Source organism: Candidatus Erwinia haradaeae, assembly GCF_900698995.1.
Taxonomy (GTDB): Bacteria; Pseudomonadota; Gammaproteobacteria; order Enterobacterales; family Enterobacteriaceae; genus Erwinia_E; species Erwinia_E haradaeae_C.
Genome location: NZ_LR217735.1, coordinates 638,424 through 662,488, shown reverse-complemented (window position 1 = coordinate 662,488; position 24,065 = coordinate 638,424). Strand labels below are relative to the sequence as shown.

11 protein-coding genes are annotated in these 24,065 nt (G+C 27.5%); 4 read left to right on the top strand and 7 right to left on the bottom strand.

Translation table 11 applies throughout. The features are described 5' to 3' along the window. Window positions 1-529 precede the first annotated feature (529 nt). The 4 genes from rplA to secE form a co-directional block, all read right to left on the bottom strand. Window positions 530-1,234 carry a 50S ribosomal protein L1 gene (gene rplA / locus ERCISPPA3004_RS02085; protein ID WP_157990465.1) on the bottom strand — a complete coding sequence of 235 codons (705 nt, stop codon included), beginning with the start codon at window positions 1,232-1,234 and terminating at the stop codon, window positions 530-532. A gap of 4 nt (window positions 1,235-1,238) precedes the next feature. Beyond that, window positions 1,239-1,667 carry a 50S ribosomal protein L11 gene (rplK, locus tag ERCISPPA3004_RS02080; protein WP_157990464.1) on the bottom strand — a complete coding sequence of 143 codons (429 nt, stop codon included), beginning with the start codon at window positions 1,665-1,667 and terminating at the stop codon, window positions 1,239-1,241. A gap of 227 nt (window positions 1,668-1,894) precedes the next feature. Further along, window positions 1,895-2,440 carry a transcription termination/antitermination protein NusG gene (nusG, locus tag ERCISPPA3004_RS02075; protein WP_157990463.1) on the bottom strand — a complete coding sequence of 182 codons (546 nt, stop codon included), beginning with the start codon at window positions 2,438-2,440 and terminating at the stop codon, window positions 1,895-1,897. A 1-nt stretch (window position 2,441) separates the two neighbouring features. Continuing rightward, window positions 2,442-2,828: a preprotein translocase subunit SecE gene (gene secE, locus ERCISPPA3004_RS02070; RefSeq protein WP_157990462.1), complete on the bottom strand. Its 387-nt coding sequence runs from the start codon at window positions 2,826-2,828 to the stop codon at window positions 2,442-2,444. A 1,639-nt stretch (window positions 2,829-4,467) separates the two neighbouring features. On the opposite strand from secE, the gene ptsI reads away from it, so the two are divergent. The 3 genes from ptsI to ppk1 all read left to right on the top strand — a co-directional run bounded on the left by ptsI (window position 4,468) and on the right by ppk1 (window position 14,676). Continuing rightward, window positions 4,468-6,201: a phosphoenolpyruvate-protein phosphotransferase PtsI gene (gene ptsI, locus ERCISPPA3004_RS02065; protein ID WP_157990461.1), complete on the top strand. Its 1,734-nt coding sequence runs from the start codon at window positions 4,468-4,470 to the stop codon at window positions 6,199-6,201. Window positions 6,202-7,819: 1,618 nt separating this feature from the next. After that, entirely contained in the window at window positions 7,820-8,467 is a 648-nt protein-coding gene (udk, locus tag ERCISPPA3004_RS02060; protein WP_157990460.1) for a uridine kinase, read from the top strand. A 4,142-nt stretch (window positions 8,468-12,609) separates the two neighbouring features. Next, complete coding sequence (gene ppk1 / locus ERCISPPA3004_RS02055) at window positions 12,610-14,676, top strand: polyphosphate kinase 1 (RefSeq protein WP_157990459.1); 2,067 nt, start codon at window positions 12,610-12,612, stop codon at window positions 14,674-14,676. A 1,215-nt stretch (window positions 14,677-15,891) separates the two neighbouring features. Here the strand turns inward: ppk1 and mrcB are convergent. Next, entirely contained in the window at window positions 15,892-18,168 is a 2,277-nt protein-coding gene (mrcB, locus tag ERCISPPA3004_RS02050; protein ID WP_232037594.1) for a bifunctional glycosyl transferase/transpeptidase, read from the bottom strand. 1,986 nt (window positions 18,169-20,154) lie between these two features. Continuing rightward, window positions 20,155-20,745 carry a GTP cyclohydrolase II gene (ribA, locus tag ERCISPPA3004_RS02045; RefSeq protein ID WP_157990457.1) on the bottom strand — a complete coding sequence of 197 codons (591 nt, stop codon included), beginning with the start codon at window positions 20,743-20,745 and terminating at the stop codon, window positions 20,155-20,157. A gap of 1,209 nt (window positions 20,746-21,954) precedes the next feature. Between ribA and ERCISPPA3004_RS02040 the strand changes: the two genes are divergently transcribed. After that, window positions 21,955-22,719 (top strand): phosphatase PAP2 family protein, encoded by a 765-nt coding sequence (locus ERCISPPA3004_RS02040; protein WP_157990456.1) that lies wholly within the window; start codon window positions 21,955-21,957, stop codon window positions 22,717-22,719. 255 nt (window positions 22,720-22,974) lie between these two features. Here the strand turns inward: ERCISPPA3004_RS02040 and ydiK are convergent, their stop codons facing one another. Continuing rightward, window positions 22,975-24,024, bottom strand: a complete 1,050-nt coding sequence (gene ydiK, locus ERCISPPA3004_RS02035; RefSeq protein WP_269472394.1) for an AI-2E family transporter YdiK — start codon at window positions 24,022-24,024, stop codon at window positions 22,975-22,977. Window positions 24,025-24,065: the final 41 nt, after the last annotated feature.

Below are 24,065 nucleotides of genomic sequence, written 5' to 3'. Positions count from 1 at the left end.
TGTTCTCCTGGGTGATAACTAGAATTACCTTGAAAACTTATATTTTACCTAACTGGTTCATATCATAACACATTGATCAGAAAATATTATGATGAGAAGAATTTAAGATAAAAACATATGTTAAAATTATTTTTGACTCTGTCACAGATTTCAAAAACAATTAAGGTATTAAATATCTTGTATAAATATCATTCGCTTTTAAATATAAAATATTTTAATAAAACACCTGTGTTTTAATAAAAATTAAAATATAGTTTTATAAGTAAGATTAACTTATTTATAATTACATGATCCGTTGAATCAGTGAGATTTTGATACGGTCGATTTTTTTTAGAGTTATTGTACCTAGAATGCCTAATAATAAAATTGAATATGATTCAATAACTATTTTCTTCCTATAAATTAAAATATGCAATAATTATTCAAATAGATAGCTCTTTTTTTAAGATTATATTTTCACATGGACATAATGCAAATACAAATTGAACTATTTAAAATTAAAATAATAAGATATATTAGAATCTACATATTAAATTGTGCAAGATTTAAAACTTGTTGGATTTATTGTAAAACTTGCACCCATAGTACTAGAAAGACTAATTTTTTTAATAAAAATTCCTTTTGCTTGAGGAGGTTTGGATTTTTTTATCGAAACAAGAAAAGATTCTAAGTTATCAATTAATTGCTTTGAACTAAAATTTACTTTACCAATCGTAAGATGTATTATGCCATTTTTGTCATTACGGTAACTAACCTGACCGGTTTTAGCATTTTTTACTGCTTCCCCAATATTAGGTGTGACTGTTCCTATTTTTGGATTTGGCATTAAATTGCGCGGCCCAAGAATCTGACCTACTTGACTAACGATATGCATCGAATCTGGAGATGCAATCACAACATCAAAGTTTAATTCACCTTTTTTGATTTTTTCTGCTAGATCTTCCATTCCAATAAATTCAGCACCAGAAGATTTAGCAGCTACAGCGTTATCTCCATTAGCAAATACTGCTACTCGCACAAAACGACCAGTACCGTGTGGCAGTATAACATATCCTCTTATATTTTGGTCAGATCTTCGTGCATCAATCCCTAGGTTTACCGCCACATCAATACTCTCGATAAAACGCACAGTAGCTAATTCTTTTATTAAAATCAGTGCTTGGTGGATATCATATAATTGAGCAGAATGGATTTGTTCACGAATTATTCGCATACGTTTAGTTAGCTTAGTCATTTTATTATTCCTCCACAACTAACCCCATAGAATAAGCAGTTCCTAAAATTGAACGGCTCATGGCTTCAATATTAGCACCAGTCATATCCGCTGATTTAGTTTCTGCTATGTGACGTATTTGGGCATATGATAAAGTACCAGCTTGATCTTTTTTCGGTTGACTGGATCCGGATTTTATACCAGCTGCTTTTTTTAACAAGACTGCTGAGGGAGGTGTTTTAGTAATAAAAACAAAAGAACGGTCAGAGTAAACGGTAATTACAACTGGAATCGGAACCCCTTTTTCCATTGATTCTGTTTTGGCATTAAATGCTTTACAGAATTCCATAATGTTAACTCCTTTTTGACCGAGAGCCGGACCTACTGGAGGGCTCGGATTTGCCATACCAGCCGCAACTTGCAGCTTAATGTAGGCTTGTACTTTCTTAGCCATTGTAATGCCTCGAATAGAGTGACAATTTTTTCAACCTAGTAAATTTCCTATAATTATTCTGAATATATATAATTTATATGTAATAATTTGTAAAATTATACTAATAATATAATAATTACATGACTCTCGCAATGTTGATATACTCATCGTTTGGGATAAAATCAATAATTAAATTTTGCAAACAGCGTCTTAAACAATATATCGGATTATATAGGTTATTATAATTCTTACCCTTTTTCTACTTGAGAAAAATCTAACTCTACTGGTGTTGCTCGGCCAAATATAGATACAGATACTTTCAAACGACTTTTTTCGTAATCAACTTCTTCTACTACGCCATTAAAATCAGAAAATGGACCATCATTGACGCGCACAATCTCACCAGGTTCAAATAATGTTTTAGGACGTGGTTTATCTCCAATTTTCTGCAAGAGAGTGGCAATAGCTTTTACTTCTTTATTACTAATTGGCGCTGGATGATCAGACGTTCCGCCGATAAACCCCATAACTCGTGGTATTTTTCTCACAAGATGCCAGCTATCATCATGCATAATCATCTGAACCAAAACGTATCCTGGGAAAAACTTGCGTTCACTTTTTCGACGCTGGCCTCGACGAATCTCAACTACTTCTTCGGTGGGTACCATAATATCGCCAAATAATTTTTCCATATTATTCAACTTAATATGCTCACGTAATGATTGAGCTACACGACTTTCAAAACCGGAAAACGCCTGTATGACGTACCAACGTTTTTGTGTGGCTTCCAACATCTTAAAACCTCAGGCCAGTAATAAATGATACCAAGCGAACTAGTATGCTATCTAGTCCCCATAAAATAAATGACATTATAGCAGTCACCGCACTAACAATAAATGTAGTATGGAAGGTCTCCTGACGAGTAGGCCAGATAATTTTACGAATCTCAGTATGAGCTTGATATGTAAAATTTAATGCTGCTTTACCTTTTATAGTCAATAGTGCAAGGATAGTTGCTGGTATTATTAATAATATAATTACAAATACTCGAACTGAAAATAGTACATTATGATATATAATATTTCCAATAACAGCAGCCATTACTAACAGTATTACACCTAACCACTTATAAATCTCTATCCTCTTTTTTTTTTGTAGGGCATCTTCTATACTATCATTCATAAATAAGTCTACCATTTAATAAATAAAAATACTTAACTAGTATTGAACTTATAAAATACAGAATACCTTTAATGTTATTTTTGATACTAGTCTTATTTTAAATAAAAGGACTATCAATGCATAAAGTTAGGATTATTTCTATATTTATAATTGTAGACAAATATTGTAGTTAAAAAAATAATTCTAATAATGCTCTTTTATTAGCAGTTCGTCAAATTTTTATCCAATATCATCATCTTGTATAATTAATTAATCATTTTATCAATGTAATATCTCCCGGAACTCGAACAGATTATAGATGTAGCCTTATTGATATTTAGTATCAAGATATTTAGTATCAATTTTTAGAGTTACATATACATATATTAATAAAATAATTTACATATAAGATTAGATAAAAAAAAGAGAAAAAAGAAAATTACCTTAACAGTATAGTGAATAAAATTTATATATTGCATATACTTTATGTATTTCATGTACTGTCTGGAAAGAACAGTATTTTGCCGTATGTGCTTAATTTAGTAGATACATAAAGGTAATTCCAATAAAAAACAATAGATGTAACTTATATCTATTTTTTAAAAAACTATAAAATAGATTCAACCAAAGTATCAGAGTATATTATATATAATATACTTTATCGATAAATATAATATAAAATTTTATTTATATTTTCGCTATACTTACAGGTATGCATAACAGCATTACACTTAGATGATTAAAAATATTAGATAAAATGCTTCATACTTATTAACGATTGAGATTAATTTATATATTATATAAATAATATAATATTTACTCTAGAAATTAAAATAGTTGTTCTATAAATAAAATTATCATGATATTTATTAATTTATTATTATGTAACATGTAATATGGTGTAATGAAAATGGAGTTTTTTTATAAAATGTTTTCTTTATATATTCTCCTATAGCCTGTTAAATGATGATTGCTTGCAATGATTCTTATCCAATACCCCTTGATCCAGTTTACATATATTTATATTTTCTCATTGCTATCATAAAGATTTAAATTTATCAAAGTATGATTAGTATACTCTTATTTGAGAAAAATTATTTTAGTTTAATGCTCTCCTTTCTTTCATTAATGGCTTCAGTTTATAATGTGTACAAAATATAGCTTATATCGAAAACTTTGATCTTAATATCCTGAGTAAGTCAATTATATAGAGGTAGATTGTATTTAATTTTTACGTGATGATAATATAAAAAAATTTTATTATTTTTATCAACATGCAACAAATCTTTAAAGTTTTAGATTTTATCTCACAGGAATATATCGTTTAATTTGAAAAAATTATATATATTATAGTATAGAACAATGATTTTTTTACGATGTACAAATTAGGTCCTGTTGGCTAATTGGATAAAATTAGGCACGATGGATCACAGATCTTTACTTTTCTAGTAATAGTTTAAAAATAAAATTAATATTTAAAAATCTTTTATATACTTTGCTATATACTTATCAAATATAAGTATTTTGATTGCTAATAAGCATCATTAAAATGATATTTTTAAATATTTTTCATTGATTATCTTTCTGTATCTTTATATAACATCAGCATTACTAATGTAGTCATCTTTTTTATAAAGTTTTATAAATTTAAGGTAGAGTTATGATTTCAGGTATTATTGCGTCACCAATGATAGCGTTTGGGAAAGCCCTTCTCCTTAAAGAAGAAGAGATTATAATCCATAGAAAAACTATCTCATTAGATCAAATTAATAGTGAAATTCAGCGATTTATTTATGGTCGACAAAAATCTTACGAGCAACTTGAAGTAATAAAAATCAAAGCTAATAAAGTGCATGGATCAGGAAAAACAGAGATTTTTGAAGGGCACGCTATGCTTCTAGAGGATGAGGAGCTCGAACAGGAAATTACTTCTTTTATTAAAGATGAGTTAGTTACTGCTGATTTTGCAGTATATACTGTTATCAACGCTCAAGCAAAAGCCTTGGAGGATCTTGAGGATGCTTATCTCAGAGAGCGTGCATCTGACGTTCTAGATATAGGTCAGCGTTTATTAAAAAATATTCTAGGGTTACAGATTACTGATCTTAGTGCTATTAATGAAGAAGTTATACTTATCGCTAAAGATTTGACACCTTCGGATATTTCTCAGATCAACTTAAAAAAGGTACTTGGTTTTATTACTGATCTTGGAGGGCAGACTTCTCATACTTCAATTATGGCGCGCTCATTAGAGTTGCCAGCTATTGTTGGTACTGGAGATATTACTCGTCGAGTTAAAGATGGAGATTTCTTAATTTTAGATGGAATAAACAACAAAATATATATTAATCCAGTCCCAGAAAAAATTAAAGAGCTAAAAAAATTAGCTAATCAATACAATATCCAAAAAAACGCGTTATTAAAACTGAACTCATTACCTGCTATTACTCTTGATGATCATCAAGTGCAAGTTTCTGCTAATATTGGAACGATATATGATGTTGCAGGGGTAAAGCGTTATGGCGCAGAAGGTGTAGGATTGTACCGCACTGAATGCTTATTCATGGATCGTAATTCATTACCTAGTGAAGAGGAGCAGTTTCAGGTCTATAAAATGGTAGTAGAAGCGGTTGGTTCTTGTGGTGTAATTATACGAACAATGGATATCGGTGGTGATAAAGATTTACCGTATATGAATCTACCAAAAGAGGCAAACCCTTTTCTTGGTTGGCGCGCTATTCGCATTTCAATGGATCGAACTGATATTCTTCATACACAGTTACGTGCTATGTTGCGTGCTTCTGTTTTTGGTAAATTGCGTATTATGTTTCCTATGGTCATTTCTGTTGAAGAAGTACGTTTTTTAAAAAAAGAGCTTCAAACCTTAAAAAAACAACTATATAGCAAATCCATTCCGTTCAACAATAAAATTGAGATTGGTATTATGGTAGAAACTCCTGCCTCTGCAATAATCTCATGTCACTTAGCGAAAGAAGTGGACTTCTTTAGTATTGGAACAAATGACCTAACTCAATATACTTTAGCGGTAGATCGTGGCAATGATCTTATATCTCATCTGTATAACCCCATATGCCCTTCTGTTCTAATGTTAATTAAGCAAGTAATTGACGCTTCTCATCATGAAGGTAAATGGACTGGTATGTGTGGTGAGCTAGCAGGGGATCCGCGAGCAACTCTATTATTACTAGGTATGGGATTAGATGAATTTAGCATGAGCGCTATTTCTATTCCACGTATAAAAAAAATTATTCGCAGTGTGTATTTTCAGGACACCAAGAGATTAGTACAACAAGCGTTAATTGAGCCGACTTCTGATGCAATAGCAAATATAGTAAATGATTTTATTAAAGAAAAACATTTGACTTTAGAATAATGCATATTTTAATTCTATGATATAAATCAATAGAAATAAAATACATAAAAGAACTTATATCAAACTAGCTCTTTTAGAGCTGCATAAATTTTATAAAATTATCTAAATATTACACAATAAAAATTAAATTATTAAGACTCTATTGATACAAAGTCTTCAAAAGTTTAAGAATTTATCAACAAAATTGACGTATATTATTAGTAATAGAGTTCATATTGTGTTTATCTAACTTAGAGTAAGTTTTACTATTGCTCATATTATTGTTAGCAATAAGACATGGGTAAGCCATTAAAAGATTCTGAAGATAATGGAGAATACGATCTGTATTTTATTTTATCTTATTCTAACACAGACTATTACGGCACAAAAAGAAAGTTGAATAATTTTTATTCGATAATTTTATTCTAATATCTAGCATTAAGTATTGCAGCATCCCTGAATAGTTATTTATCCATGAATAATATTTCACTAAGTTTTTTCTAAAAGTATTCGAGATATTCGCAATTTATTAATAGATATTTTATCTATTAATAATATCAATCGTCTCACAAATTATATTTATACTAATCAATGTAGCACTTAATGAATATCTTTAGTTGTAGCATCGGTCAAAGTTTTGATAAAATAATATAGTTAGTTTAGAGTAGGTCATCATAAGACTTAATACATAATCAAGAAGCTAGCTATCTTTTAGCTAGAGCAATCTCTTTAAGTAAATTCGTATATAAATATATATATACTTTTATTTTAGATTACTAATAGCCTATAGCTTAATTTTCTAGATTAAGGAATACCTGCCAGTAACAGGATTAGTACAAACTAGCGGCTGTATTAATAAAAATTATATAAAAAAATTTTAGATAATTTTTTACTAGATACTGAAAAATATAGATTTTTAAAAAAAGAAGGTAATTAGATTTTAATATCTTACTTTTAATATTTTATTCATTTTGATTGCAAAAAAAAAGAAACAAGAAAATTCTCTTATTTACTAATGATTAAAGATAAAATATTAATTAATTGTGGATAGAGATTAAAATTTGTTAATTTACTGATGATTCAAACTCTACTAGTAATGTTTATTCTGGTTCACTATTAGTGATTCTCTAATAGGTTGCTCACTGAAAAAGGTTGAGAATGAAAAAATATCTGCACTGAAAATTGAAATTGATAAAAACAAGTGTTCACAATAACTTTTGATTAAAAATTCAGTAAATGAATATTAATAAATATTTTTAGTGCTGTATTAGTATATAAAACTAAGCATTATAATTGTATCTCATTAAATTGTTTTTATTAAATAGAATCTTCGTTTATATTTTATCATGCACTTATTTTAGGCTAGCAGATTTAAATCTAGAAAAATAAAATTCTTAGAATATATGTTATTATCTAGCTGGTATAGGTTTTACTCTATAAATTCTATTAAATAACAACGATATAATTATTAAAAATTAACACTATTAGTAGTATATTACTACTACACATTAGTATAATATAGCGACAAATTGCACTTAGGTTTTACACCTAGGCTGGTTTATGGATATTTTCTGCATCGAACAATCTATAAATATTCATAGTGCCTTTTTATGCTGTTCCCAGTGCAGGTCGTTCAAATATGGTTGAAAATTCATCTCATCATCAGTGTGTTATTGTAGGTATCTCAGGCGCATCCGCCTCAGGTAAAAGCTTGATTGCTAGCACGTTATATCATGAAGTTAGAGATCGTTTCGGTGATGATAATATTGGTGTGATTCCTGAAGACGCTTATTATAGAGATCAGGGACACCTAACTATGTCCGAAAGAGTAAAAACGAATTATGACCATCCAAATGCTATGGATCATGGTCTACTTTTACAACACTTACAGATGCTCAAATCAGGATATTCAATTGATTTACCAGTTTATAGTTATGTTGAGCATACACGTACAAAAAAAACATTACATTTAAAACCAAAAAAAGTAATTATCTTAGAAGGTATCTTGTTATTAACAAACGCCAAATTACGTCAAGAGATGAATTTTTCTATTTTTGTGGATACCTCGCTCGATATTTGTCTTATGCGACGCATGAAGCGTGATGTAAACGAGAGGGGGCGTTCCATAGATTCTGTTATGGATCAATATCAGAAGACAGTGCGGCCTATGTTTTTTCAATTTATTGAACCTTGTAAGCAATATGCTGATATTATTGTACCGCGTGGAGGAAAGAATCGTATTGCGATTGATATTTTAAAAGCAAAAATTAATCAATTTTTTGAATAATGAAAACATGTTTTCAATTTTTTTATATTTCAGCTTTGATGTAATATTGATTATTATGTAGGTAAATTAAAACTGCACCAAGCCAAAAGGATGTATATGAATACGCTAAATCAATATTAATATATATAACTTTATATGTGATATCATATGAATTGGATTAGATAGAAAATAAAGTTGTCATGTTTTTAATCTAAAAAATTCAAAATAATATTTTTTATTCATTTTTATAGTAAATGTAACATTGGACATATAATTCGCAATAATTATAAAACATATATATTTAATATTATCAATATATATGTTTACATAGAACTAATAAAAGGACTAAAATATTTTAGTCATTAATTTTATAGATATGTTTTATCTAATTATTATTAAATAATTCTATTATTTGATCATAAAATAAATATGATGCATACAATAATATAGATGTATACAATAATATATTGTTATAAAATTAATAGCACCAATAAGTAATATAATTAATTTTATAGGCAGAATTTAATGTAAATTTTTTTATTTATTATAAAATAGTATTTAAAATTAAAACTAAACTATTTTAGCAGTCTGTAAAATTAGAGATTAAATATTTTTCCCATTATTCTAAATAATTATCTTCTCTCCTTAAAATTTAATTTAATTTAGTTTGTTAAAAGATCAACAAATATTAATAAAGTAAGATATTGAATTTTTCATTTGTATTAATATTTAAATAATAAAATTTTATTTTTGGGCTGATATGGAGATTTATGAAAGCGCCATGTAATCTATTATCGGTTTCAACGAAATCTGGATGCTTTGATATTTTTATAAATATAGATAGTATTTAATATATTTTTTAATTTATATCTTAATGTGAATATACTTGTATTATTATCGATTGATTTGTTCATTTTTTAGTTTTAACAGATAGGATTAATGGTCAGTTTATATATATTTAGAATATAATAAAGTTATTATTTTAGAAGCTATACATAAAATCATATAACATTTAAAAGTACACCTACTTACAGTATAAATTATGAAAGTTCTCTTTAATTTATTAAAAATATAACACGCAAAAAGATAAAACATATTTTGCATCTATTCCTGTATGTAATCATTAGTTGACTGTTTAAAATTTTATACTAGCTAGATTATCATCTTATGAATGTATTCAAATAGTGGTTTAAATTAAAAATTTTAAGACAATTTAATATTATGTCTAGTTGATTGTTGATATTAAATATTATATTGAGGTAGAATGTTTTGTATTCTTTATTTGAACGTAACATTTTATTGTGATACATGAGTGTGTATTTTTGAAATCTTTAGTTAAGATAGTGATCTTAATTTAGAAAATTGATAGAGATTAAAATACAAAAGGAAATTAATTCATGAAATTGTTAAATAATTTTGATAAATAATTGATATTTGAATGTTAGATGTAAAGAAGAATACTATCGCAGATATAATTTTTTACCTTTAACGATCAATATAAAAAAAATTTAATAAGACGTTTGATGAGTTTCTTTAGGTTAGTATTAAAATTTTTCTAGTTTTTTCTATAAATGTACATTTGAATGGTGCCTGTAGTTTATAGTGTAATTTTAAAATTAGCAATGTATGCTTACTCGATAATTAAAGAACAAACCAGGAACTGTGTTTATTTTTACTGAGCAGTTCAGGCGATATTTGTATTCTTAATTGACTTAAATGGCAGCATTAGGATATAGATCAAATTTTTTTGTATTTCTAAGTTTTTATTTTAACAATGTAGTCTTAATTAGGGATGATAAAAAATCTATTTTATACAGATTTTGATATATATAATGAATATTCTCACATCATGTCAATCGATATGAACAAATTTGATAAATATGCACATAATATAATATTATAGAATTCTGATAAAGACACAGAGGAAGAAATATTCTTAGATTAATTTACATATACCCGTATTTTTTGAAAAAATCATGCAGTGATATTAGTATTATTATTTTCTACTTATAGAAATACCTACAATTATTTTAGATGTAAATATATGTTTTTAATGTTATTTAATATAAATACATATTTTTAAATTTTTCTGAATATGTTTACATTGTGATATATATCAGGTTGTACTTAAAATGTTAAACTATATACAATATTCTATTGTATAGCATATTCATATTATTAATAGGATTACATTTTAATTTGGTATAACATAGATAGTAGAGTATCCAGCCTACTGAGGATATGATTAGTATCAAGCATTCACTTAAAACATATTAGGCTAAATTTTTATTGTACAAATTATGCTAAATATTATTTTTTGTCTAAAGATTTTACTCAGATAGTTTTTAGTAACTAATAATGTTTTCATTCTTAATGAACTGATATAGGAGAATTAAAAAATTAATCTTAACGTTACGATAAGTTGATAGTAGTAATTTAAAAGATCTTATTCTAATTCTGTACAGGCTAGCTAATTTTATATTATGACAATCTATGTTTTTAGTAACTCCGCGTAACTGAATTTTTGTTATTCTTAGTAGTTTTTCTACTATATTGGCTGGCAGTATCACTTGAATTACATAAAAATCTTATGGTTTTGCCAATATAAAATAAAGTGATATATATTATATTTTGATGCAGGGTATGTAGTACTTTTACCTTAAAATATATATTTATGTTATTTGTGATATGTAAGTTATTTTAACATTATCACGATTTCGATTTAAGGTTACATTTTAAAACTTTTAATTTTAATATACGCACTAACATTTTGAAATTTACCAAACATCAAGCGCTAATAAAACATCACATATAAAATATAACAATAAAATGATACAGAAATTTTAGAAATAAATATTTTGAAATATTTATTTATATTTTTTAATGTATTGCTAAGTAATTAAAATCTAAATCGATATAATATTTATCTATATTTTCTTCAGTCAGTTTATAGATGCATTATTATAATTCATTATAGCATATATAGCTTATATGCATACGATGTAATTTAGTAAGATATTAGATCTTAATCTATGTTTCAGTTTGATGTATTTATTGGGTGGGTTTTTGACTTTTTTTTGACATCTATCTACCTTTACAAGCTGATAGTACTAATATGATTAAGAGACTTTTATCCTGGATGTTGTATGACATATAGCTTATATTACCATTATTTTTTTTGATTTTTTCACCTTTAAGAAGATGACGTGAGTGATAGAGAAAATGCACTATTTTTTTATACTACAAAAGATGAGTAAATCTGATGGATCATAAATTATATGTTTTTAATTCACTGTTAAAAAATACAATAGTATTCGTGAAGTTTTTAATTTTCTGCAGCGTAATAAAATAATTTGATGTTTAGTAATATATGATAATTACATTATTGTTTAATGGTGAATAGTTCTGAAAGTAATTTGCCACTTTTTAAATCTAACGTGGAATGCTGAATAATAAGTATTCAGATTTTTCTTTTTCTGATTAACTAGTTTTAATAATCTACATCCCTCATGAATTATTTCGATAGAAATATAGACTTCATTATAAATATTGTATGGATTGACGCGGCACATACTATACAAATGACTTAATATATTGATAACATATAAAGACACTCATATCAGTTTATAATATTATTATATCTTTTTATAATTATAAATTAGATTTAATAATTAATAATATTTCTGTAATAAAAACAAGATACTTCTATTTTAGAAAGGTAATAAAATAACAAGGAAATAATATAATAACTTCACATCTTTAACTTTTAGACAAAATATCTTAATATTTTTATTATATATATCATAGTATAAAAATATGGATATATTTATACAAATGAAATAGATAATAGCGATTTAGAAAAGATTCAATAATAGAGAAGTTCAACAACTCTGAGGATAAGGAACTCATTTATCAATATTTATTTTATGTTTTAATTAATAATTATTAAGAACATGAAATATTACTCCGTAAGTTGGTTATTAAGAATAATTTTGATCATAAATACTATTTATGCTTTTATAAACAAACTATTATAAGTTAACTAATCATTATTCATTAGCATAAGTTATATTACTAAGATTATATGTTAGACAGTGCTAACATGTTGGGTTCATTATAATTGACGAATAATAACATACTTGAACCCTACCGAGAGGAATAGAGTGACAACAGATCAAGATCATCTATATATAGACAAAGAATTAAGTTGGTTATCTTTTAATGAAAGAGTATTACAAGAAGCCTCTGATAAGACCAATCCATTGATTGAACGTATGCGTTTTCTTGGTATTTATTCTAGCAATTTAGAAGAATTTTATAAGGTTCAATTTTCAGATCTGAAGCGACGTATTTTAATCAGCGAAGAGCAAAATATTCCAGGCGCTTCATATGAGTTACTAAAAAAAATTCAGAAACGAGTGTTAATATTTGATCAGCAATTAAATATTTTATATAATGATTTATTATTGGAAATGGCGCGTAATGAAATTTTTTTAATTAACGAACGTCAGTTAGCTGAGAATCAAAAAATTTGGTTAAGGCATTATTTTCAGTATAAATTACGACAACATATAACTCCTATCTTAATTAATCCTGATAGTGATTTGATGAGATTTTTAAAGGATAATTACACTTATTTATCTATTGAAATTATATATGGCGCGGAGATAAAATACGCTTTACTTGAGATACCCTCTGATAAAGTATCACGCTTTGTACATTTACCTCCAGCATTGCCTCGTCGTCGAAAACCAATGATTTTAATAGATAATATTTTACGTTATTGTTTAGAGGATATTTTTTATGGATTATTTAAATATGATGTAATTAATGCCTATGCCATTAAAATGACTCGTGATGCAGAATACGACTTAGTAACTGAAATGGAATCAAGCTTATTAGAGTTAATGTCATCTAGTCTAAAACAACGATTAACCGCTAAACCAGTGCGTTTTATTTATCAAAGCGACATGCCAGATGTCATGGTTAATATTTTACGTAATAAACTAAAGCTCTCTAAGTATGACTCTGTTTTATCAGGAGGACGGTATCATAATTTTAAAGATTTTATGAATTTTCCAAATGTTGGTAAAGCTCATTTGTTTCATAAACCTTTAGTACAGTTACGACATCTACGATTTGATCGTTTTTTAAATGGCTTTGATGCTATTCGTACTGGCGATATTCTTTTGTATTACCCATATCATACATTTGAGCATGTTCTAGATCTTCTTCATCAGGCATCTTTTGACCCTGTTGTACTAGAAATTAAAATTAATATTTATCGCGTTGCTGAAGATTCACGTATTATTAACGCAATGATTCATGCAGCGTATAATGGAAAAAAAGTTACAGTCGTAGTTGAATTGCAGGCTAGATTTAATGAAGAAGCTAATATTCATTGGGCTAAGCGATTGACTGAGGCTGGGGTTCACGTTGTTTTTTCAGCACCAGGTTTAAAAATTCACGCTAAATTATTTTTAATTTCAAGATTTGAAAACGGCAAAATTAACCGTTACGCACACATCGGCACCGGAAACTTTAATGAAAAAACTGCAAGATTATATACCGATTATTCTCTTCTAACCTCTGATGCACGTATTACCACTGAAGTGCGACAAGTATTTCATTTTATTGCTAATCCATATCGTCCAGTAAACTTCAAGCATCTCATAGTTTCACCACAAAATGCGAGATATAGTCTCTATCGATTGATCGATAATGAAATTACTCATGCAAAAAAAGGTGTACCTACTTCAATCTCCTTAAAATTAAATAATCTGGTTGATAAAGGGTTGGTAGACCGTTTATATACCGCTTCTGGTTTTGGTGTAAGAATTGATCTAGTAATTAGAGGTATGTGCACTCTGATACCAAAACTAAGAGGGGTTAGTGAAAATATTCGTGCGATCAGTATTGTTGATCGTTATTTAGAACACGATCGTGTTTATATTTTTCGTCATGGATTCAAGACTAAAGTATTCTTATCTTCAGCAGATTGGATGACACGTAATATTAATGATCGCATAGAAGTTGGAGTAGCTATACTCGATCCTGTTCTTAAAAAAAGGATTATCGATATTATGCAGATTTTAATAAATGATAATTTCAAAGCTCGTTTTATTGATAAAAACTTAAGTAATCGTTATGTACCACAAGGTGGACGACGAAAAATTCACTCTCAAATAGCGATTTATAAATATATAAAATCTTGTGCACAATTAGATTAATAATCTATATCATAAAAAATATAAAAAAATACATAAGTATTGGAGTTTTTATTAATTATTTTTTTATTTTTTTTAAAAATATTACCTTAATTTTAAAAATTTTATATTATATATACTAGTTTTGATTAAAGAGGCATCTATAATAGATTAAGCTAATTTTAGAAATAAAAATAATATGTTCTAGAAATAATTAATATTTAATATAAATTGATCATACGTTAATACGTATTATAGTACATGCAAGAAGTAAGTGTATGAACTAAATAATATGGTTTCATAATTTTATCTTTAGATAAATAAGATAAGCATTAGTATGTTCACCATACTAAAATAAAGAAATTTTTAGATAATTAAAATTATGTTACTGAAGAAGAGATATTAAGAATCAATTATGTGATAAATTTATTCATAAAATCAGATAGATCAATTCTACAACACAGCATCTATTTCCGATTTAGTTTAATTAAAATAATTCCTAAGATTTTTATAATTATGCTGGTATGAATAATACAATTAAATAGTAATTATTTAAACATTATATAATTGTATGATGAGCTCTATAAATCTTGTCAATAGACAATGTTTAGATTATGCGCTATATAGAAAGAAGAATCTAATAATATATCATATCAAAAATCTTATAATTATAAGCAGGTTTATTTTGTTATATTTTTATATTACTGTTCATTTTATGATTCTTGTTTTATTAAATGGCGTACTTTTATTAAATAACATGGGCTATAGAATTATCATCTATATAGGTAAGGATTAAGCTTTCTATAGCAAATGATCTCTACGAGAATTCAGATAAATATTTTTATCTAATATATTTATATACTTCAAGGCCATAACAACAATCCTCTAAAATAAGATTATTCTTGTATTCTATATTGATGGAATAAATTTAGATTTTGAGAATGTATTGAGTATATTAATAATGTTGATTTCTATCATCTATAATAGATACTCATTGAGATAAATCAGAACATAGTTTTTTTAATTCTAAAAAGAGAAAAATATTTATTGATGTCTCTATCCCTCTAATTTTGTAATTACTAGCATTTGTTAATCATAAGTAAAATTTAATTATTATAATGTTGTATATCTACATAAACATCATTACTATATTTTAATATAATGATTTTATATAAAGAAGCAATAACATTGACATGCATAGCATATGCAATAAAATATATTAATATATTTTTAATATTATTAATGCATACCTGTCATGAAGCGGTTAAATATGCTCTTGATTTTAGCAGTGAATTTATTTCTATATTTTTTTTGAGATGTGTCGCGATTCTGACAGAGTCCATGTAAATTCATAGTTGTCCATATTGGAAAGTATTGACTGACTGTGTCATTTTTGCAGGAAAAGTTACCAGAAGGATTTATTGGCATTAGCGTGATATCTTCGGGCGGAGTGAGTATTAATGGCCATGGGCTATGCTTTTTAAGATAGCGTTGATAAATCTTCATGGCTTCATTTGCATCATATAATTTAGTTGTCTGATTATTATCACAGCCAACCCAAGTGATAGCCACTTCCTTTCCGTCAATACCTGAAAACCAATTATCTATCAAATAATTAGTGGTACCTATTTTTCCTGCTAAATGAGCTGCAGGATATAAAGCTCCAAGAGTTCTCTCGGAAGTACCATGGTCAACTATATGCTGCATAGCATACAATGTTAGATATGCCGCCTGAGGTGAAAAACTACGAATTATTTTTGGTAAGCGTTCATAAAGCACTATGCCATTTTCAGAAAGAACAGAACATAGCGTTGATAATTTTGAATAATTACCACCACTTGCAATTGTTTGAAATGCTTGAGCTACCTCGATCGGAGTCAGATTTAAATCTCCTGATAAGACCGCAGATAGAGGTTTTAATTGATCTTTTGGTGCACCAAGTTTACTCCATGTCTGAAATATTGAATGGAGCCCTAATGTGACCCCAAGATTAATTATCGGAACGTTTATTGAGTAAGTCAGTGCATCGATTAGCATAATATGGCCGCTAAATAATTGAGGATTATTCTTTGATCTCCGTATTTTTTTATTGAGCTGTCTTAACTGGATGGGATTATCAGATATCCAAGTATTTAAATGATAGGTGTCTGGCTGACTAAATGCAGTTAAATAAATTGCAGGTTGCGCTAAAGAACCAATGGGACGATGTACGTATAATGCGCGATTATATCCTAAAAATTTCGAATTACTTCCGCTTACCATTGCACGTATTTCCCCAGTAAAACGGTCTACTATTATCATTGCGCTTTCTAAATCATCAATGCTTTTTTCTTTACGTAGGACTGCGACACCTTCTCTTATCGATTTTGCAGCTGAATCTTGTGATAGTGGATCAAGTGTAGTAAAGATTTTAAACCCAGAAAAATCTTGAATTATATTACCTAAGTTAGCTTGTAACTCATGATCAACCAGTTGCATAAAGGATGCTTGTGTAGCCATTAGATCACTTTCATGATTAACTCCTAAAGCTCGAGTCCTTAATGTTCTATAACATTTTGAATCTATTATATTCTTCTGCCTTACAAGTCGTAGTAACAAATTACGACGCTCTAATGTTACGCTTGGATTGCGCCATGGATTATAAAATGATGCACCTTTTACCATGGCCACTAACAATGCTTGCTGATCTAAAGTAAGCTCATCAACTGGACGTCCAAAATAATAAAGGCTTGCCAAAGGAAACCCATGGATTTGATTATTTCCAATTTGTCCGAGATAGACTTCATTTAAATATAGCTCAAGAATTCGATCTTTATTATATCGTGCGTCCATAATTATAGCCATATAGGCTTCATTGACCTTACGCAATAGTGAACGCTGATTGGTAAGAAATAAATTTTTAACCAACTGTTGAGTTAAGGTGCTGCCACCTTGTATTGTGTGTCCAGCAATAATATTCATTAAAAAAGCTCGGGCGATAGCATGTAAACTAATACCAGCATGGTGGTAAAAATGACGATCTTCAGTAATTAGCAGTGTTTTAACTAAAAAATCTGGAAAACTAGATCGCGCTAAAAAGAGACGTTGTTCTCTATTTGGGGCATTTAAAAAAGTAATTAAACGAGGGTCAAGACGGAAAAAACTTAAATTACAACCACTATCAAGGTCCTGTATTTTATGTAAGTAACTATTGCTAAAAGTAAGGCGAATATGCCTTGCTTCTTCTGGGCTTCCTGGAAAAGCAAAAGGACGACGAATCATTTCAATACTATTTTTATTTATAGTAAATTCACCAAGACGCAAAGAATGTGTCACCTTGCGATATTGTGCTCCTTCTAGTAGGTCGATCATATTTTGCTGAGTGTATAATTTATTTAGCTCAAGAGTTACTATTCGACTATATACTGCAGCCGGAAGTCGCCAGATCTTTCCGTTGATACGACGCTGTATTTTATAATCTAGCCAAAAACCATATACTATGATCATAATAAAACCTGTAAATAAATATTTTTTCATGATTTTCATGAAATATTTATTTCAAGCACAAGCTGTTCTATTTTTTTATTGCATGTCATACTTTTCCTATATATTTTACAGTATTTGTTTAAATCTATAATTATTTTCGTTCATTTTTTATTTCTCAGATTTTTATGTCTTCCGTGCGTTTAGTGTGTAATACTTTCACTTTCTCTTAAAACAATTGATAATCTTTAGGCATCAGGTATATATAGTATGCATCTATTATTTTTTAAACTAATGCATATAGTATTTTTATATTTTTAAGCATTTTAGGTAAAATTTATTGTATGTCTTACTTCATATTATGTGAAGTAATCATTTTATCTTAAATATATGTAAAACATATAGATTACTATATATTTGTTCACGGAAGTAAGGAGATAAATCTTGGAATATTATCTCTAATGTCTAAATAAAAACAAGAATCCTCATAAAATGATTCTTTATCTAGACTACATATACTGCAGAAATATAAAGCCATAATATTAGGTATACACTGTATACCAGAACTATTTTACTGTTTATAACCTTATCAATGCAACTGACTGTTTGCGCTGGATTTGATTTTTTTTATTTTATTAAAATAATAGTATTATATAATTACATTGATGATATAGACATATTTCGAAAATTAATCTGATCCGGTTCTAAGCATTCAAATATTGAGATAATTAATTACCGTTATGATTTTAAGAAAATTTTTATAAAAATAAAATCATTCAGCGCATAAGATTTGATATAATTGTTTATTATAAAATATAATCTATTCGTTTATTTTAAATATACATATAGAAGATATGTGAAAAATTTACTATGAGCGTCTCATTAGGTTACATGATAATAGATAATAATTACGAATATATTAAGATAGCTGAATCTAGGAGCTTTTATATATTTTATTTTGAAGCTACTTCTGCTAGAGATACACTGCATATTTTTTGTATTTGATTAAGATTATTTGATCTGGGTGCTGAGCATTATCTATTATAACATGCATATCTATAATAGAATTAGTCATCTAGGCACTTTAGTGATTATAATGTTTTGTAATGTGTTAGTTGAACAGATCATTTATTATTGACATTTGTATGATATGCATATGTTTTATGTTAGATTTTTTCTATAATAAATGATGATTTTTCTATAAAAACCTGAACATCGTATAGTGTGTTTGTTTTTAGCTTATAAAAACAAACTAGTTGTTTACATCATACGTAAGCTTTATTTTACCAGTCATAGTATATTGTTAGTCTTATTTAAAACTATTCATAAAAATATGATTAAATGCTTGATAGAGAGTGGTTATTATATGTCAGTATGCAGTTATAATGTAGTCTTACTAAGACATGCGTTGAATGTTAGTTTAAGACCTATGGTCAAGCTTTATATAATTTACATAAAATAAATATTTTGATTAGATCTAGCGCAATTGCTCTTATAATATATATTTAGCATCATAAAAGAATCTGTAGTAGAGATGACACTTAATAAAACCCCATTCTGTTTAAATAGTTATAGACTGAGTTAATTTTTATTAAGCATAAAATTATTTTTTAAAAAATACCTAGATAGATTTAGTTGGTTGAAATATAGAAAAGAAATAGCTTGTTATCATTTTTTACTTTTTTTATTTTTAATATTTTTCAGAAAATTTTTTATTTGAATATATATAGTTTATTTGAATATATAGATATAAAACAAAATAATAGTCTGGTTGATATTCAATGGAATGCTAAAAATCAAATATTAAAAAAAACTTAGCAATCTTTAAAAAAAGTAAATGCTATTTTTATTTTTATAGGACTTATATCTGAATGAATATTAGCTCATTAATAATAGAAGCGTAGATAATAATATCTCACTCTTATACTGAGATTATACTATTCACAATATCAAATACATTACATAAGAATCAATTGAAAATAGATATTTTTTATCTTATAGAAAGATATTATTATCTTTACTTTTAGTAAAGATTGCTGTTTATTGTGCAAAAAAGTGCCCTAGTTTAATCGCTTTAGTATCTAAGTAATGAGTATTACTAGGATTGCGTCCAACAATTAAAGGTACGCGTTCAATAATCTTTATGCCAGCTTGAGTAAGCTTTTTAACTTTATGTGGATTATTGGTTAATAGTCGGATATTTTTCACTCCTAGTAGTTTAAACATATCAGCACATACAGTAAAATCACGCTCATCAGCTGCAAAACCTAATTTGTGATTTGCTTCTACTGTATCGTATCCTGCATCTTGGAGAGTATAAGCGCGTATTTTATTTAAGAGTCCAATATTGCGTCCTTCTTGGCGGTGGTAAAGCAAAACACCACTTTTCTGTGCAGCAATTTGCTTAATTGCTTCTTTTAGTTGGAAGCCACAATCACAGCGGAGACTAAATAACGAATCGCCTGTCAGACATTCGGAGTGCACACGTGCTAGAACAGACCTTGTAGTAGAGATATCGCCAAATACTAAAGCGATATGATCCCTGCTAGTTCTGAGCTCCTCGAAGCCAACTATAATAAAATCTCCAAAAGGTGTAGGGAGATTGGCTTCTGCTACTTGCTTAAGTTGCATATAAATCCCCATAAAATCTTAATGTTACGCGGATTGATTGTATATATAATAATAAAATGATACACAATAATAAATAGACCACGTTCTGTTTCAGCCTTGTTAGCTTCATAAAATGTTTATACCATATAACCTTAATAATTGAGAGATCTTATTAAGTCAATTAAAATTAATGTTATATGAGTATCAGTATATTTTTATAGTAATTGGAATATAGTGATACACGCCCTATAATATAGTAAAACAAATAGTAATATATTATATTTTACCATTAATATTAAGAACATTTTTAGATTGCGAATTAATTATCTCATTTTATGAGTAATTCAAAATAATTAAATTAATAATGCAATTTTAAACACTGATCTTACGTTTTTGTTTATAAAATAAGAAGAATAATTCGTATATTTTTTTAAAAAATATTTCTTAATGTCATATATCGGCACAGATTATAGATAAGCATTAATAAATTATTTTTATGTAGACCTAGAATTTTTCTCTATAAACAGATTGAATAGGTTCAGTGGTTATATTTTTTATTTATAAATTTATCAAATAACATATGATTTTTTTACTTAAAATATTTTTATAAATAAAGTATAATTATATTTAAACTTTGACTTATTTTGTTTGTATCATTATAAAATTCATAAAATTTTATTTTTATTAATAATATTATCTAATATAGAAAGATATTTCTATTAAATATGTTTTTATACTTTAATTATTGATTCAAACAAGAAGAATTCTTATTATGTAATGGCGTGACTATCGTTTTTTGAAAAACTAAAAAATCTGGTTAATTTTAATTTTACTATATTTTTCTGATAGATATTAAAAAGGTATAGTATATCAGAAAATTAAAAAAATATTGATCTTCTTTTTGATTTTAGATGTTACTTCTACGATTAGAAGATAGAATATTCAAGAAATCATAGTATTCATTACATCATTAACTTCAGGATAAGATTACGTTGTATGTCATAAGAATAAGACTAACGACACATACTCATAAAGCTTGATCAGTAGATATGAAATAATAAAATTATATGAAAAATTATGCATATATTTTATGTTATAAATAGAATTATTATATTTATCTAGTAATGCTCACAACATACAGACTATTTAAAATTGATGTCTTTGTGTAGTTTTAAAAATTCTTAAACAATTGAGATACTATCGTCTAAATCTATATAAAATCAGGTCTCTGTGATAAACACTCTAAAATATATTACTATCACAACATTGATATTACTACTTATACCAATAGCAGCAGCTCTATCTGGATGGCAATGGGAGCCTGTTAATATGAGTTCCAACATAAAGTTAGTGCTCTGGATTACTGAATCTGCTACCTATCCTTGGGTTATTTTTACTAATATCTTTCTTTTTGGTTATTTTTCTTTGTGTTTAAAATCTCGCCCATACTCAATATTATTACTATTAGTTTTTTTAGCTTCTATTACGTTAATTGGACAAAGCGTAAAAAGTTTATTAAAGAATCGCATTCAATCACTTCGTCCTTATGACGTATGGATTGAAAAAAATTATTCTTCAAAAATACATAAATATCATAACCAACAATATGTAGAATCACAGGAAGAATTATATAAAATTCTATCTCATAACAAAAATATCTCGCCTCACTTGATGCACCATTGGTTTTCTTCTAGTAAATTTTCTTGTCCTTCTGGTCATACGCTATTTGTTGCCACTTGGGCATTATTAGGGGCAGGTCTTCTTTGGTCACGTCGTTGTTATTTTTCTATTCTGTTTTTATTAATCTGGGCTATAGCTGTTATGGGTAGTCGACTCTTGTTAGGTATGCACTGGCCAAAAGATTTGTTAGCTGCCATCATGCTTAGTTGGTTGATAGTTACTCTAGCAATTTTTTTATTACATCATGCGAGAACTTTACTGCTTAGTGGTATTAACAAACAAAAGCGCAATAAGTCAATAACTAGAGATTTCTAACTATCATCTAATTATTTTATTTTTTTTGTTTTTGATTATCACATTTTATCGTATTAAATATAAATATTTAAATATAGTTTTTTAATATACCTTAATTAGTATATTTTTCTTTTCATAAATAAAATTAGTAGTTATTTTCTTAATTGATTTTTTATTATTTTTAAAATAGGTTGGTGTAGTTAAATAATTTTTTAAATTAGTTAAATAATAGCTTACTTTTGAATCTTACTCTGATTTATTAGATTGATATTTCTATCACATGATGTAAGGGTTTAATTCTATCCAAGATAAAATTAGTTGATAGGATACCGCTAAAACTACAGGACCTATAAATAACCCAATCATACCAAAAGAAAGTAAACCTCCAATGATACCGATAAGAATTAACATTATAGGCAAATCTATTCCTTTTTTAATTAAAAATGAACGTAGAAAAATTTCTAAAGTACATATTAGAATACTCCAGATCAATAATATTGTTCCCTCAGTATGATTGCCTATCCAATATAACCAAATAATTGCCGGAATTAATATAATCAGAGACCCTAGCTGAATTAAACATGAAAAAATAATTACTACAGTTAAAATAGTTGAAAAAGGTACACCTGATATACTTAATCCAATGCCACCTAGTAATCCTTGTGCGCATCCAGTAACAACCACTCCACAAGCTATAGCTCTTATTGCTTGTATTCCGAGTAAAATTGTAGTTTTGCCATAATATGGCGCAACCCTAACAGAAAGACATTGGGTATAGTTCTCTATTTTATCACCAAACCAGTAAAAAAATATACTAGAAGTTATCATAAGCCCTAAATTTATCATGAAATGGCCTAAATGCTCAGCTTGATTAACAACAAAGCTAGTGGTACGACCAATATATGGTTGTAACTGTGAAATCAGTGTTTTTCCGCTAGTATTAATAAGGTCATGATAATATAAATAAAATTTTGGCCCTACTATTGGGATAGTATTTAACCAATACAATTCAGGACCTTTTAAATGACCAGTACTTAACCAAATTATAAGAAGACTGCTATTTTTAATAACACTTTGAATAAATAAGACAATGGGGATAACAAACACTAAAATTAAAGTTAACGCCATAACTAAAATGGCGAGTAATTTTATATTCCACAACACACGCTGAATTTTAAGAAATATGGGCCATGTAGTGATAACTATTATACCACCCCAGGTAAAACCTATAATAAATGGTTTTAGTATCCATAAACACATTATGCTCATAAAAGAGATAAATAAAAATGAGAACATAATATTTAACAGATCTCTATTTTTTTGCATGTGTTTTATTACAAACCAAGAGTTTATGTATTTAGGTAAGA

Excerpts from the sequence above, each read along its gene's own strand:
- rplA (WP_157990465.1), bottom strand. The coding sequence starts at position 1,234 with ATGACTAAGCTAACTAAACGTATGCGAATAATTCGTGAACAAATCCAT.
- rplK (WP_157990464.1), bottom strand. The coding sequence starts at position 1,667 with ATGGCTAAGAAAGTACAAGCCTACATTAAGCTGCAAGTTGCGGCTGGT.
- nusG (WP_157990463.1), bottom strand. The coding sequence starts at position 2,440 with ATGTTGGAAGCCACACAAAAACGTTGGTACGTCATACAGGCGTTTTCC.
- secE (WP_157990462.1), bottom strand. The coding sequence starts at position 2,828 with ATGAATGATAGTATAGAAGATGCCCTACAAAAAAAAAAGAGGATAGAG.
- ptsI (WP_157990461.1), top strand. The coding sequence starts at position 4,468 with ATGATTTCAGGTATTATTGCGTCACCAATGATAGCGTTTGGGAAAGCC.
- udk (WP_157990460.1), top strand. The coding sequence starts at position 7,820 with ATGGTTGAAAATTCATCTCATCATCAGTGTGTTATTGTAGGTATCTCA.
- mrcB (WP_232037594.1), bottom strand. The coding sequence starts at position 18,168 with ATGAAAAAATATTTATTTACAGGTTTTATTATGATCATAGTATATGGT.
- ribA (WP_157990457.1), bottom strand. The coding sequence starts at position 20,745 with ATGCAACTTAAGCAAGTAGCAGAAGCCAATCTCCCTACACCTTTTGGA.
- ydiK (WP_269472394.1), bottom strand. The coding sequence starts at position 24,024 with ATGCAAAAAAATAGAGATCTGTTAAATATTATGTTCTCATTTTTATTT.